At 46.0% G+C, this 14,713-nt stretch carries 11 protein-coding genes; 3 read left to right on the top strand and 8 right to left on the bottom strand.

Features of this window, described 5'->3' with window-relative positions:
- Window positions 1-210: 210 nt before the first annotated feature.
- Entirely contained in the window at window positions 211-2,034 is a 1,824-nt protein-coding gene (locus tag C6A40_RS00080) for a DUF4365 domain-containing protein (RefSeq protein ID WP_045335367.1), read from the top strand.
- A gap of 815 nt (window positions 2,035-2,849) precedes the next feature.
- Window positions 2,850-3,449 (top strand): hypothetical protein, encoded by a 600-nt coding sequence (locus tag C6A40_RS00085; protein WP_045335368.1) that lies wholly within the window; start codon window positions 2,850-2,852, stop codon window positions 3,447-3,449.
- A 460-nt stretch (window positions 3,450-3,909) separates the two neighbouring features.
- Here C6A40_RS00085 and catA read toward each other — a convergent pair whose 3' ends face one another.
- The 8 genes from catA to C6A40_RS00130 all read right to left on the bottom strand — a co-directional run bounded on the left by catA (window position 3,910) and on the right by C6A40_RS00130 (window position 13,874).
- Entirely contained in the window at window positions 3,910-4,587 is a 678-nt protein-coding gene (catA, locus tag C6A40_RS00090; protein WP_045335369.1) for a type A chloramphenicol O-acetyltransferase, read from the bottom strand.
- Window positions 4,588-4,650: 63 nt separating this feature from the next.
- Window positions 4,651-6,582, bottom strand: coding sequence for a putative bifunctional diguanylate cyclase/phosphodiesterase (locus C6A40_RS00095; RefSeq protein WP_114191214.1), 1,932 nt, complete (start codon window positions 6,580-6,582; stop codon window positions 4,651-4,653).
- Between the two features lie 17 nt (window positions 6,583-6,599).
- Entirely contained in the window at window positions 6,600-7,094 is a 495-nt protein-coding gene (locus tag C6A40_RS00100; protein WP_008503255.1) for a molybdopterin-dependent oxidoreductase, read from the bottom strand.
- A gap of 401 nt (window positions 7,095-7,495) precedes the next feature.
- Complete coding sequence (locus C6A40_RS00110) at window positions 7,496-8,077, bottom strand: cytochrome b (protein WP_045335372.1); 582 nt, start codon at window positions 8,075-8,077, stop codon at window positions 7,496-7,498.
- Window positions 8,074-9,147: a catalase family peroxidase gene (locus tag C6A40_RS00115; RefSeq protein WP_045335373.1), complete on the bottom strand. Its 1,074-nt coding sequence runs from the start codon at window positions 9,145-9,147 to the stop codon at window positions 8,074-8,076. The genes C6A40_RS00110 and C6A40_RS00115 overlap by 4 nt, the downstream gene beginning before the upstream one ends.
- A gap of 489 nt (window positions 9,148-9,636) precedes the next feature.
- Window positions 9,637-11,181 (bottom strand): DHA2 family efflux MFS transporter permease subunit, encoded by a 1,545-nt coding sequence (locus C6A40_RS00120; protein WP_044597112.1) that lies wholly within the window; start codon window positions 11,179-11,181, stop codon window positions 9,637-9,639.
- Window positions 11,182-11,194: 13 nt separating this feature from the next.
- Window positions 11,195-12,337, bottom strand: a complete 1,143-nt coding sequence (locus tag C6A40_RS00125) for an HlyD family secretion protein (RefSeq protein ID WP_045335374.1) — start codon at window positions 12,335-12,337, stop codon at window positions 11,195-11,197.
- 49 nt (window positions 12,338-12,386) lie between these two features.
- Window positions 12,387-13,874, bottom strand: coding sequence for an efflux transporter outer membrane subunit (locus tag C6A40_RS00130; protein ID WP_157930008.1), 1,488 nt, complete (start codon window positions 13,872-13,874; stop codon window positions 12,387-12,389).
- 189 nt (window positions 13,875-14,063) lie between these two features.
- Here C6A40_RS00130 and C6A40_RS00135 point away from each other — a divergent pair, with 189 nt between their 5' ends.
- Complete coding sequence (locus tag C6A40_RS00135) at window positions 14,064-14,708, top strand: TetR/AcrR family transcriptional regulator (RefSeq protein WP_039023708.1); 645 nt, start codon at window positions 14,064-14,066, stop codon at window positions 14,706-14,708.
- Window positions 14,709-14,713: the final 5 nt, after the last annotated feature.

A 14,713-nucleotide genomic window follows, 5' to 3' on the forward strand; every position in this document is an offset into this window, starting at 1 on the left:
CCAACTGAAAAATTTTTGCGATCTGAAAAACGCAGGCGGGTGCGGTGTAGTGCGATTTTGGTGGGTTACGTTTTTTTAAAGTATGCACTCGTTGAAGGAGAACCATCAAAAAAACAAGAGATTGATAGATATTTACGAACAAAACCACCTCATCTGGCTATTGTTTGGAGTAGAATTTGTGAATATTAACTCACATAGAAGGTAAGAGAAATGACATTAACTCCGAAGCAAATTGGTAGAGCGGCGGGAAGAATTTTCCAATCCAGTATTCCGGTCAACTGGGCATATCGTTGCCAAGAAGATCAGGAGGACTATGGAGTTGATGCAGAGATTGAAATAATAGGTGATAATGAAAAAGCTACCGGTTTTATATTTAAAGCTCAAATTAAAGGCCAGGAAAATGTTTCTATAATTAATGGGGGGAGTATTACTTCCTTTAGCCTTTCAACAGAGCGATTAAACTATTACATGAATCAACTGGATGTTCCAATTATTCTGGTTGTTGTAGATGTTACTACAAAAAAAGTTTATTGGATTAGTTTGCAAGATGATCAAAATTTAAGTGGCAGATTGGCAATAGCTAATGGTGAAGGAAAGAAAAACATCACAATTCATATCCCATGCGAAAATAACTTGCCGGACGGCAGTAATGAACTCATACGCGCCGTAAAGGATAATATGACATGGATGAAAATAAACTCGTTAAATAAAATAAACACGCCCATTAACCAAATGCTAAAAAATAGCCCTACTAAGCTCATTGATGATTTAATTCAAAGGAATAAAGAGTTTAATTTTTATCTATATATTGAACAATATGAACGATTATTAAAATCGAAGAGTTATAAGGAGCTTTTCAATAAGGCTAAAATTACTTTCGATTCATCTTCAGAGTTGTTCGATACCAGATTTAATTCTGCAATATATATAGAGCAGGTTTATATACATGCATTGCAGAACGAAGAATTGAAAGACGAGCACTTGTTTAATCTTTATAATGCATTAATTGGGCTTGTACGTAGTAAAAGGAAAAACGGAAATTACAGAATGTATGTTGTTTTCTTAATGAGATCTTTCATTATAGATAAGTTGATTGAAACGGACTATCATGCTGTTATTACAAAGAAAAATACATCGCATGATGAATTGACTTCATGGATGCTTAACCATGAGAACGATAGAATAGCAACTGCGACTGCAAGTCATGTACAAAAAACAATCTCTTCAATTAATAAAATGGTGTTGCAGGGTAATGATAACTTCTTCACCGATGCTATATCACGCGTTGCTATTAAGTTAGGGGTGTATGCGCAAAGACTCAAAATAGATGAACGGATTGAATCTTCGAAATATTTGTTTAATTGGATAGATTATTGTTTGGATTTGGCAATGGAAATATGTAAGGTGCAAGAGAATGAAGCCTTATATGGGAAGTTTGTATTAATCTACGCTACTGTTAGCACTAATCGTGATGATTATGGGAAATGTTTTCATGAGGCAAGGGAAAAATTAGAATTTATTAATGATGAGGACATAAAGTTCAGCTTAAATTTAGCACTTGAAAAAATTGCTAAGCACAAGACTACTTTCATGGAACGGAGTGATCCGGATAGTGAAATTGATTTTTTCACAAGCCGTGCAAAGCAAATGGGATTTAAGATAGATGATCCGGAAGACGAGATGGGACGGATTATAAAACAGGGGTTGCTTGATTATAATCCTGAACGCGTTATAAAAAATTGTGAACATTTAATTATGATTGCTTCACGTTCAGTTGGCATTCCTGCCATGATGGTTGGCTTATATTCGGCTGCTATGAAATATCTTGTATGCTTGAAAAAAAATCATGTAATGGGTGGTTGGAGATTAGACGAAATTTATAATTCAAAACCCTTAGGTGGATTCCAAAGTGAATTCTGTAAAGATTGCCAAGACTGTAAACCAAGAAGTCCTGAATGGAAATGGACGAGTGCATGGCAAGAAGAACAAATTGAGCTTCATAAAGACCTAACAAGCCGCCTTGAACGTTGGTAACAATTGTATACAGTTAAAACTATCCTTCAGAGTTGCTTCTACACGGTGGTTAGTAGTGGGGGCATTTTTAGGTTTTTGTTTTTTCAAATCAATGCATTCGTGTTCTTTTTATTCTTATTTTCTGCACCATTTAATTCTTCATTATTTTCGGTTGTCCATTTTTTCCATTTATGGTGTTAAACATCTTTCAGTTCAGCGTTACCGTTACTCATCTTTTACTGCTATAGTCAAACTTAAAACTAGTACATAAACGGTACCTTAATTTGAGTCGGGTACTTATGAACTTAATGCGCGACGGGTCGACACGGCATAGCCAGGCGAGAAGAACTACAAGCCGCTCTTTCACCGCCGACAGCAAATCCGGATCCGTCATATGGCGCTCAAGCATGCAATCTTTGTGTTCCGCAGTTCCACATCGCAGGATTCTATAATGTGCTTAATGAGTGTGTCGCTCTGGGGAGTGCCTATAATTTGCCGTCGTTAGTTTCGCTGGTCGCTTATGTGAAAATTCTACCGATTCTCGGCGACCAGTTTTGACATGGGATTGTATAGAACTGCATGGTCAAAATCCGAATTTTGGCAATAAAGCAGTAGGTAGGGGGCGGCGATGGCTTTACGTACACGGTTCGGAGTTGGCGCACAGATGATTAAATCCCAAATCCTGAGAGGGTCAACGTTGATAGCCTAGGCATATAGCATTAATTCGACATCCTCATCATAAGCATGCGTGCCGTTCGCGGCGGGTATTTTGTAATAGTCTTCCATGCCGCCTGATAGTATATTGTTCATGATATTTACCTAGGAGGATTTGTTGAATGGAAATAAAAGATACCCTCGCATTTTTTGGGCTTATTATTACAACTATAACTGCAGCGATTGGTGTGTATAAATTATTTAAAGATGTTAGCTGGTTCTTACCTAAAGCAACAAAATTTACACATATTTTTGAAAATTACTCCGAGTATATTGACCCTCTTGAAATGGAATTTATGAAGGCAGAGATTAAAAGGGATGTTAAAAAAAGTGTTCTGGGAATTAATAATCTAAAATTCAGGCGCTTAGTTCTGTATATTAGAACATATTCTGAATTGAATTTGCCATCATGGCGATGGGGGCACTTAGCACCGCATGTACAATGTAAATATGATAGATTCTTTATACGTTATAAAGGGAAGTATAAGCGTTATCGCTTGTATGCAAAACTTGCTGCCATTTTTTATGTTATTTTTGGTCTGGCATTCCCTCTTTCGTTATTAAATAATGGTATGGGTTATATGATTCTTGGTGTTGTTCTGATGTTATCTTGTTTATTTATGGCTTTTATGTTTTGGATGCTTTTCCCAGGAAGAAAGAAAATAAAGGAATATAATAACGAGTTATTAAAGATTGATGCGAGCAAGTATGATGCTAGATAATTTTGCCGACCTAATAATTTATTATTTTGAATTATCATTCCGGCATCAGCATCTTCCGTGAGATCGTAGAAGTCGTTCGCCGCAGCAACACTTCTCCCCCCGAATGCGTTGCTGTCAATCAGGGCTACCGAGCGAGGCATTGACAAGTTTACCGACGTCATTGTACTACGTCTGGATATAAAATACTCTTTAACCTAGCATCCTGCGTAAGGGCAGCCATCAGTCGAAAAAAACGGGCGCGATCACGGTCAAGAACAGCCAGGTGCTAAATAATGGTGGAACCTCGGGGCACTCCAAAAACAGACAACTAACCGATTATAAGCATTTCCTTCAGCAATTAATTAGGTTTCCAAATCATTTTATTGACATCGTTATTCAAGCAGTTTACGTACATGGTTTGACTTCTATTATCGCACTATCTTCTAAGCAACTTTATTGAGATTCCCCTATTTAAGGCACTTCAGCCATTCCTCTCCTCTGACAACGCCGACAAACCATCACACATCTCCTGCAACTCATTAAACATCCTTGCCACATGGAAGCCATCACACACCGAATGATGCACCTGCACCGCGAGCGGCAGCAGCACTTTTCCATCCTGCTCGTAGTATTTTCCAAACGTGAACATAGGCGAAAAGAAGTTCTTCATGTGCGCAATGTTCATATTAAAGTTGGTAAACGTTACCCACGGAATAGACGACACGAAAAAGACGTTTTCCCGGGACTCTTCCTTAGGCCAGTAGGAAAGACTATTTCCATAGCGGGCCGTATCTTCTGCATACGTATTCTGGAAGTGATGAATATTGCCGTCATAGTGGCTCCACAGTGACGAAAAGGTCTCCGTTTCGGGGTGGAAAATAGTGTAGCTGGGATGAACTTCATTCCATATGACAAGCTCATTGTCCTTCATGGCCATACGGAACTCAGGATGCCGGTTCATGATGTTAGACAGGAGAAAAATGATCGTCGGGTAAAACTTCCAGCCCACCGCTTTGATATGTTTTCGCAGCGCGGTAATGTCGATCAGAACGGTTTGGTTAATTGTGCATTCAGCAAATGACTGGAAGACTTCAAAATGCTCCTTCCTTGGCCAACGAGATAAATCAACAGGCGTATACTCCGGGGCTGTTTTTTTCATTGTTTAACCTTTGATTATCAACCGTCTACGTGATTTTGGGCCAGAAACAACCGGACAACCATTTCAACCGTATCTAATCTTCCTGTCAATCTCAGCCTGTAGCTTTCCGAACAGGTATCCCTGCACGAGATCGCAGCCAAGCGCCTGAAGCCGTTCAAGCTGCGCTTCGGTTTCAACACCCTCTGCAATGACCCGCATGTTGAGGCTCTTCGCCATGCCGGTAATCAATTTAACAATATTAAGGGCATCATCCTGCGTGGATATCGGATTCACAAAAGATTTATCTATTTTAATTTTATCAAAATTCAGTTCACTCAGTCGTGAGAGCGAGGAATATCCCGTTCCGAAATCATCGATGGAAATTTTGACACCCAGTGCCCGGAGCTTTTTGAGAATAGTGATCGGCATGTTGCTGTCACTGAAGAGCGAAGACTCTGTTACCTCTAGCTCAAGTCGGCTGGCCGGTAGCCCTGTCTCTTTCAGGATGGACTGCACCATCGCGGTAAACGATTTCGTGCCTAGCTGAACGGGGGAGACGTTCACCGAGATCCTGGCCGGCACCGCCCAGGACACCGCTTCCCGGCAGGCCATCTCAAGCACCGACTTGCCGATCTCATTGATCATTCCCGTTTTTTCAGCGACGGAAATAAAATAATCTGGCGCGAGTATCCCTTTCACCGGGTGTATCCAGCGAATAAGCGCTTCATAGCCATAAATTTCATTGCTGAATGAATCGACAATAGGCTGGTAATAGACAACGAATTCATTGTGATCGATCGCCAGAGCCATATCATGTTCAAGGGTTCTGCTTTCCTGCAGTCTTTGCAGCATCCACTGACGGAAGACTTTGATCTGCTGCGAACCTTCTTTTTTCGCTTCGTAAAGGGCCAGATCGGCAAATTTGTATAGATAATCAGAGCGTCGTTCATTATCAGATAAAACGATACCCACGCAGGTGGCAATTTTTATCAGCTGGTTATTAATCGTATAGGGCTGGCTGATATGATCGCTGATTTCTTTGGCGCGCGAAACGGCGGCGGTTTCCGTGAGTCCGCTGGAGAGAAGGGCGAATTCATCGCCGCCCAAACGGTAAAACGTATCCGTTGCGCTGCTCATCGAGGTCAGCCGTCGGGATACCTGATTCAGCAGCAAATCTCCCGTATCATGGCCATAGGTATCGTTGACCTCTTTGAAACGGTCTAAATCAAATAACATCACCGTGACGGGGTCGTGGTTTTTATCTGCCTGAAGATTAATTTTGTTGAGATCGTCCCAGAAGAAAAGGCGGTTTTTCATGCCGGTGAGGGAGTCATGATAAACATCATACTCCAGCTTCGAGTTCTGAATTTGCAGCTTTTCTTTTGATATTTGAAGCTCGTCAGCCAGGCTCTTAACCTGCATGTGTGCTTTCAGAATGTTTTTATTCTGGTAGATCATTAAGAAGCCGAGAATAAAGCTTAAAATCACCAGGAGCAATGAAAGTGCCGAGTAGATATAATACAGTATCTGTATTTTTTTATTGGATTCGTTAACTGTGTTAATATCTTTTGTTAATGCCGTGGCAGAAAGCTGGCTTAGCGGTGCATCGAGTTCATGCATATTTGTCAGGTATGCTTTTAACGCCGGGTGGCTCATATTTTCAAGATGGCTATCCAGATAGGCCAGTATGTTTTCTAAGCGTAAAGCGAGTTCCTGATGCGTTTTATCGCTGTCAATGTAGCGACCTAAATCGCCCCCCTTCATTAAATCGCCCTGACTGAGCATAATTTCGAGACGCATGCGGACCTGGTCTATCGTAACGTCATCGGTATCGGTTGCGTATAGACCAAGCCATGATTCAAAACGGTAATACTCTGATACCAGTTGTGCCACGGACCAGGACTCAGTGTATTGAGTCAGTTTTTGCAATTCTTGCTGACGATCATAAACAAGGTATGCAATATATCCTGTCGTGATAAAAAGAGAAAAAATGATACCAACCAGTATCCTGTTCATTATGTTCTCCTGAACGACTACTCAATCTTCATTTTGCTTACCTGCCATGCTGATCGTGAGTAATAAATCTGATTATTCAACTCAGGAAGACTGTCATAGGGGTATACAATGAACGATGGGCCTTTATCGCGGATGCGCATATATTCGCCATTGACCTTTAAGGCAAGGATGGCGTTGTATTTTTTAAAGTCGCTGAGAGGGATGATGGTTGAGTAATCATTAAGCGCAATAACATTCACGTTCGTACCTTTTGCACCCACATAATCCATGAGCTTGCTCATTGGCACACCCTCAAACTTCGTACGACCGTTATACCAGGGGGAGGTTGTCTCGAAACTCACGACACCAAGTTTTTCAAGGCTGGCGAGATCAAACACTGCTTTTCCATTTTCATTGGTATTTTCTATATTACCGGAAATCGTTAAAATGGGTTTACCAACTGGTTTTGGCAGGTCGCCAGCCCAGGTTACACTCTGTACCAGACAGCATAACAGCAGTAGGGTTAATCGCATTTTGACCTCCACCTTTTAACAGAAGTATAAGAATTATAATTTAGATATCACACGAGTTGATATATTTTGTTGGGAAGTCAGGGGTTTTATCGTTTTTATTGATGTGATATCAATTAAATCAATGAGTTAGATGGTGTAGGTGACAGAGTATTTGATACTCAAGCGACACTTAACTTTTTGATAAAAGCTAAAATTGCGGGCATAAATGCTCTGTTGATTAAAAAATAATCGCTTTAATTGAGGGATATTATCTTCTAAGACAATTGTGGGGTGTTCGTGGCGTATTGACGCGCGAATCTGGAGACCAAATACGTGCTCCGGTTGTGTCCGTTGTTTCAGGATGATGACAAGCGAGGACACGAACATTTCGACTGTGCGTGTCCCCTACCACTTGCCTTACTTCAGGTCCTCCCGGATGGCTTACGCCGACTTGCCCCTTTCGCTATGCTGGCAAACACTGCGTCCCGGTAGATCCACGCGTGAATCAGTGCGGCAGAGAGATGGACCAGCACCACGGCAAAAAGCAATTTTGCCAGAAGGCTGTGGGCGTCGTGACACCAGGCATACAGTGCTGGACTGGTCGGGACAATCGCCGGCAGGTTGACGCCATCAAACATCACAATCGGCAGGCCCGCTGCCGACAGCTGCGCCCAGCCCAGCAGCGGCATTGCCAGCATTAACCCATACAGCATCCAGTGTGATGCCTTTGCGGCAAGCACCTGCCAGACGGGCAAATCGGCAGGAAGTGGGGGCGTCCGGCTCAGAAGTCGGTTGACCAGACGCACCAGTGCCAGCAGTAAAATGGCGATACCCAGCGGCCGGTGCAGATCGATTAACCAAATCCGGTGATGTAACGACGTCATCATCGCGGCACCGATGAACAGCATGGCCAGGATCATCACCGCCATCAGCCAGTGCAGGCTCCGCGCCAGGGTATTGAAATGCTGCGGCGCGTGCTCTCGCCTATCTTTATTTGGGCTCATTTTACCTCCTGCTTTTGCACGGCTTCGGTGGCCTTGCCGTAGCCGATTTCCCGCTCACGGCGGCTGAAAGAGTGGGAGTAGGCAGCGGAACGGGCGTTTAAGATGGGATCGTCAGACACCGCAACGCCTGCAGGAACGACAGAAGGGTCAAAGTTAACGTCGCGGCACGCGCCTGTGGATTGTGCTTCGACGCGCGTCACTTCCAGCGTACCGGCCACCCTCTTTTTGCGATCGTCCGGCCATGGCTGGGAAGGGTCATCCACCGGATCGCCCGGCTGTGCGAGCTGCAAAACGTAATCCCAGTAGAGTGGCTTCTGCGCCAGGCGCTGACGCAGGTTTTCGAACAGGAAGTTGTCATCGGCTTTTTGTCGTTGCTCATCGCTTATCGACAGGAAAGGCTCGTGCGGACGCATCATCCAGCGAACGGCTTGACGTTCCCCCTGCGCGTTCACAAGGTAAAAGGCGTTAATGCTGTAAAAGGTTGCGCCCGCGAAGCTGCCGGGGGCGGGTTTTTGTGCCGCCCATTTAAGGTATTTCTCCGCCTCCGGGTACGCTTTTAAAAAGTCTTTGAGACGCTGCGGATCCGGTTTTCCGGTGGCTGCATCAACAGCAGTGGCTTTTCGCAAGGCCAGAAAACCTTCCGGGCTGTGCGTGGCGAAGAAAGGCTCGTTGTTCATCGCCATCCGCCATTGTTGCTTGTCATCTGTCTTTAGCAGTAGCGCCATGCTCAGGGTTTTGGTCGTACTATCCGGGGCATGCGGATCGCCAGTACCAATAGAAAATCGGCCCACCACGGGCACTTCCTGCTGCGAGAAGAGGCGGGAGGTTGAAAGGGAATCCGCCGAGCCGTTTGGCGTAAAGGTTCCGGCAAAGCAGATGCCTTTTCCATGCGCGCGGCGAAAACCCGGCGGGAAGGGTTTCGGTGTTTCCCCTACCAGTGCCTGGCTGACCGTGCGTGAACCAAGCCAGCCCGCCGTCCATGCAAAAGCAGATGCCAGCGTTCCGGCGACAACGGCGATCGCTGCCAGCGCGCCCCAGGTGTTTTTGGACCTCAAATCCAGTTTCGACATAGACGTTTTTCCAGAACAAAATATCTTCACCTGCCATGCGCAACGTATTGCGCGTGACAGGTGTTAATACGGTGGCGAATATGGCTCGAGTATAGGAACTAAGGGGCGTAAAGAAAGAATATCACGAAAAGTTTAAACCTTTCCGCTGCAAAAAAGACCGGGTTACTCATTGTGGCGGAAGTTGTGACCGAGTCGGTGACCCAGCGATAAAGAGTGGCGAAACAGGTAGGCGATGGCAGAAAATGTAAATAATGAACAGAAGGGAGTATGCGATATTATCGATGAGATCGTCAGTCAACGGTTTCAATCTGTGTCTGAATAATTGCCTGATTTAGGACGCTTCTTCCACTGGGAAGCGTCCACTTTTTTATATATTGAAAAATATATTTCTGATATTAAGCACCGCTTTTTCTGTACAGAAAGTCCTGGTTTTTCATCCATCAAATTTTCTCTTTTATTTGACGCCCACATCCCTGTGCTGAATAACGATTAATGTCCTACAGATGCGGCATCAACAACGCGAGAGGGTTTCGGTGCTAAAGCAATAGCAAAAGCAGCGATAAAGAATATGACGCCTATCGACATCATCAGATTATTGGTAGAAAGCATCATGCTTTGGCTGTTAACCATCTTGTCAAAAAGCTCCCTAACAAACTGCCCACCTTGCTGAGGCGCCGAGTTGATGTACTGTGAAAGATCGCCTGTCGGGTCAACGACGGACGCCAGCTTGTCATGCGCAATATAGCGCTGGTCTTGCCATGACGTCGTCACCAGCGATGTGGCAAACGCGCCTGATAACGTTCGAACAAAGTTCATTAACCCGGCTGCCGAGGGCATTTCCGCTTCATCTACCGAGCCCATTGCAAGGCCCGTAATCGGGACATAGTACAACGGCATTCCCACCCCCATGAATAACAAGGGGACACAGATGGACCAGTAGTCCATATCGGTCGTCGCATAGGCGCGCCAGAAGGTATCGAGACCGAGCCAGGCGCAGCCAAAGAAGATAAGAATGCGCGGATCGATTCTGTTGGAAAGGTTAGCGGCAACCGGAGAAAAGACCACCTGCAGAAGGCCACCCCAGGCCACCACAATCCCGGCCCATGTTGTTGTATACCCTAAGTTATATTGTAACCACAAAGGCGTCAGGACATTCAGACCAAAAAAACACCCAAACGCAAGCGCGAGCACAAACATGCTGGCCGAGAAACCGCGATGGCGAAACACGCTGATATCGACAATCGGATGGTCAGCGGTCAGTTCCCAGATACAGAAACTCAAAAAACCTATGCAGGCCACAATCGCCAGAACCCATATTTCTTCTGAGGCAAACCAGTCAAGGTCTTTCCCTTCATCCAGCATGATTTGCAGTGCGCCAACCCAGATAACCAGTAAAACAAACCCAACGATATCAATAGCGTTATTAACCAGCTCATCTTCGAAGATTTTCAATACTGACCACGCCACGACTGAAAAAGCGATGGCCATTGGAACGTTGATGATAAACACCCACGACCAGCTGTAATGATCGCAAATCCATCCACCGAGAACCGGGCCTATCACGGGCGCGAGCAATGTTGTCATCGCCCATAGTCCCGTCGCCTGCATGGATTTTTCTTTCGGGAAAATACGCAGCAGTAACGTTTGTGATAAGGCCATCAGGGGGCCTCCTGCCATGCCCTGAAAAACTCGCATCAGCAGCAGCATTCCCAGCGAAGTGGAAAGGCCACAAAGCAATGAAAAAATACCGAACATGAACACGGAAATGGAGAAAACGCGCACGCCGCCAAACCGTGTGGTTAACCATCCTGAAAGCGGTACCGTAATGGCTTCAGCAACGGCATAGGCCGTGATGATCCAGGTACCCTGGCTGGTGCCTGCGCCCAGGGCACCAGCCATATTGGGTTGAGTGACGTTTGCAATGGTCATATTGAGCACGGCTAAAAAGTTCGCCATTGCAAGAACCAGGGCACCCACCCATAACATACCGCCCTTCAGCGAAGGAGGCTGGTTATCGATAACGAATGTAGACATAGCCCGGTTTCCGTTATTCACTTTTTAAATTAACTGTCGCTTTCATGGACAGCCCAACCCGCAGCGGATGTGCTGCAAGCTCGTCAGCATTGAGTTTGATGCGTACGGGTAAACGCTGAACAACCTTAATCCAGTTACCCGTTGCGTTCTGAGCAGGAATAACTGAAAACGCTGCGCCGGTTCCGCCATCAAAGCCTTCTACCGTTCCATGGAAAATCACGTTATCGCCATACAGATCGCTTACCAGCTCCACTTTCTGTCCCACTTTCACATGCTGGAGTTGAACCTCCTTGAAGTTGGCATTGACGTGAATTTGCTGTACTGGCACCACGGACAATAACGGTGTGGAAGGTTGTACACGTTGCCCAAGCTCGACCTGGCGACGAGCAACTACGCCATCGACTGGCGAACGGATTACGGTTCTTTCCAGATCCAGTCTGGCCTGATCGCGCTTCGCTCTGGCAAGGACAACTTCAGGGTTGGTCTCGGTATCTGCGTTCTCAATCAGAACGGCATTCGCTTGTCTTGCACCCACCGCCGCCTGTTTTGCAGCATCTGCTTGCGCCACGGCGGCTTTAGCGGCATTCAGGTTTGCCAGAGCGGAAGCATAAACGTTTTGAATGCGCGTCAGCTCATCGCCTGAAATCGCGCCTGTCTGCATGAGCGCCTCGCGTCGTTTGAGGTCAACCGTCGCGCGCTGGAAGTCAGCGTTTGCGGCATCAACCTGGGCCAGCAGGCGTTTTTGCTCTTTTTCATTAGCCACAACTTCTGCGCCGAGCTTTGTATCAGTGGCCTTATATCCATTTACTCGCCGAATGGACAGGTTCAGGTCTGCTTCCGCCTGATTAAGGGCTAGCTGCGCGTCGGTGGGATCCAGCTGGATCAGAATATCGCCTTTTTTTACCACCTGGGAATCCGTGACCAGGATGGCGCTTACCGTACCGGTAACGGCAGAAGAGAGTTGGGCTGATTCGACATCGGTATAGGCGTTATCGGTTTCAACATACCGGGAACCGACGAATTCCCACCAGGCAAAAGAGCCTGCACCAGCAAGCGCAATACTCACTGCAAGACAGGAGAACAAACGTTTTCTCTTTTTCTTTTTGATATCGGATGATTCAATATTTTGATTTTCAATCGCTGCAGAATGACTCATTTTATTTCCTTTCTTTCCACTATTTAGTTATTAACCTGGTGTTAAATAATCACTGTTTGCTCGAGGTATATCCGCCGCCTAAAGCGCGCGCTAATGCGACGTCAATCGTAAAGGCACGAGAATTAACGTCGGCTAATTTTCTGCGGGCAGCGACCAGCTCGTCTTCCGAGGATAAGACATCAAGATAATCAGCAACTTTTCCTTCATACCTTTGTCTGGTGAGCGAATACGCTTTTTCTGCTGACGCGACTGCCGCCTGAGAATACAGCATCTCGTCTTTAAGAGAGGCTCTGCTGGTGAGCGCATCGCTCACTTCACGAAGTGCATTCGTTAACGTGTCGTTATATACATTCACCGCAATGTCATATTCACCGCTGGCGTATTTCAAATCACCCTGTAGCTGTTGCGTATTAAATATGGGCAACGATATTGCCGGGCCAAAGCTGCCAATTGCTGAGCCACTTCGGGTAAGGTTGTTAATACCCAATGACTGGAATCCGGCAAAGGCAACCAGATTAACGCTCGGGTAAAAACCGGCTTTTTTCTGTTTGATTTTCTCTGCTGCCGCCTCTGCGCGTAAACGTGCCGCGACAATATCGGGACGGCGACCAATCAGATCCAACGCAATATTGGGAGGAAGGTCCTCATGCGCTAAAAGCGTTGCCTTAGGCGCGGTTATGGCCAGCGCCCTGTCAGGCCCGTCACCGATCAATGCGGCGAGGGCATGTTTTTTGATCGCAATCGCTTCATCTATTGCCACCAGGTTTGCTTTTGCGTTGAGTTGACGCGTCTCAACCTGTTGAAGGCTGGATAAATCTTCAAGCCCCGCGTCATGCCGTTGCTGGAACAACGCAAGCGTACTGGTTCGTATCGTCAGGGTATCGTTAAGCGTTTCGCGAACGGTGTATAAATGCGCCAGCTCCGCGTAAACGGTAACAACAGACGAAGACAGCACCAGTCTTGTTTGCGCTTTTTCCGCGACTGCCGCCATTTCACCTGACGTTGCAGCCGCGAGCGCAGCGCGGTTTTTACCCCAGAAATCAATTTCCCAGCTCATATCCAGCGTGGTGCGCCCATAGCTGTTCCAGTTTTGGGGTGTTGCGCTTTCAGGCGTCACATAGTTGTAACTCATTTTGTCCCGCATAAAGCTGGCGTTAGCGGTGACCTCGGGGAAAAGCGATCCGCTCGCGCTTTGGGTCATCGCCTGCGCTTGCTTCACGCGAGCGTCGGCGATGTTAAGCGTAGGGGAATTTTTGAGCGCGTCATCAATCAGTCCGTTGAGCTGCTCATCACCGTATTTTTTCCACCAGTCATCTTTCGGCCACTGGCCGTTCTGATGTGGGAAACTCTGATCGCTTTTAAGTTGTGTGACCGTCTTCATAGGCGGTGGGGTGCCGAGATCGGGGATCATGGCGCATCCGCTCAGGCTGATGGCGGAAAAGACAACACAGCCCATCACTATCCTGGACCGGGTTGAACCGGAAATACGACACCTCGGGAGTGCCTCCTGAAAACCTTTCATCAGTACGCTCATCATGCTGTTCATCAAGTAGTCCAAATGCAGTACCGTACAGTACGGTACGATTTATATCTTGACTTCTGAACGCCGTCAAATAAAAATGTACTCGTCGGTACGATTACGAACCCTACTCACAGACGTGATTCCGAAATCAGATAACAAAAAGTGTTGGCGAGCGGCCAAATACCTAAACTACCGAGGAAACATATGGATAAAAGAGCGCTTAAACGGCAACAGATTCTGGACGTTGCATCCGGGCTGTTTCGACAAAAAGGATTTGATGCTACGTCTATCTCTGAGATCAACGCGATTGTGGGTGGCTCAAAATCGACAATTTACAGTCACTTTTCTTCGAAAGAAGAGCTTTTTGTAGAATGCATGTCTTCTGAAACAGAACAGTATATTAAGAGCATGACTATTGAAACTGCAGGGCAGGTGCGCCTTTTCAGAAAATCACCACAGCTGGTCATCGAGCAATTTGCCGTTGCCTTTTTACGCTATATTTGTTCACCGGATATTGTGGACTTGCAAAGATTAATGATTTCCGAAGCCGGAAGGTCGGGAATTGGAGAGTTGTATTATGAACGAATGCAAAAACTACGTTCAAACGTATCGGCGCTTTTCACCGATTTAATGAATCAAAATATTTTAAGAAAAGATGACCCAGTGCTGGCCGCTGAGTATTTTCGCTCTCTTCTCCAGGCCGGTATCCTTGAACCCTTGCTTTTAAAAGCACGAAAGGATCAGCCGGACGAAAGTGAAATTGTCATGAAAGCGCAGGCCTCCGTTAATGCGTTTATGAAGTTGTATGGTCCTGAACAAAATGAAGATGTTGCAACGACATCTCACTAAAATAC

The organism is Enterobacter sp. GER_MD16_1505_Eko_090 (genome assembly GCF_003331015.1).
Taxonomy (GTDB): domain Bacteria; phylum Pseudomonadota; class Gammaproteobacteria; order Enterobacterales; family Enterobacteriaceae; genus Enterobacter; species Enterobacter roggenkampii.

Coding starts and splice junctions, on each gene's coding strand:
- C6A40_RS00080 (WP_045335367.1), top strand. CDS start 211: ATGACATTAACTCCGAAGCAAATTGGTAGAGCGGCGGGAAGAATTTTC.
- C6A40_RS00085 (WP_045335368.1), top strand. CDS start 2,850: ATGGAAATAAAAGATACCCTCGCATTTTTTGGGCTTATTATTACAACT.
- catA (WP_045335369.1), bottom strand. CDS start 4,587: ATGAAAAAAACAGCCCCGGAGTATACGCCTGTTGATTTATCTCGTTGG.
- C6A40_RS00095 (WP_114191214.1), bottom strand. CDS start 6,582: ATGAACAGGATACTGGTTGGTATCATTTTTTCTCTTTTTATCACGACA.
- C6A40_RS00100 (WP_008503255.1), bottom strand. CDS start 7,094: ATGCGATTAACCCTACTGCTGTTATGCTGTCTGGTACAGAGTGTAACC.
- C6A40_RS00110 (WP_045335372.1), bottom strand. CDS start 8,077: ATGAGCCCAAATAAAGATAGGCGAGAGCACGCGCCGCAGCATTTCAAT.
- C6A40_RS00115 (WP_045335373.1), bottom strand. CDS start 9,147: ATGTCGAAACTGGATTTGAGGTCCAAAAACACCTGGGGCGCGCTGGCA.
- C6A40_RS00120 (WP_044597112.1), bottom strand. CDS start 11,181: ATGTCTACATTCGTTATCGATAACCAGCCTCCTTCGCTGAAGGGCGGT.
- C6A40_RS00125 (WP_045335374.1), bottom strand. CDS start 12,337: ATGAGTCATTCTGCAGCGATTGAAAATCAAAATATTGAATCATCCGAT.
- C6A40_RS00130 (WP_157930008.1), bottom strand. CDS start 13,874: ATGATGAGCGTACTGATGAAAGGTTTTCAGGAGGCACTCCCGAGGTGT.
- C6A40_RS00135 (WP_039023708.1), top strand. CDS start 14,064: ATGGATAAAAGAGCGCTTAAACGGCAACAGATTCTGGACGTTGCATCC.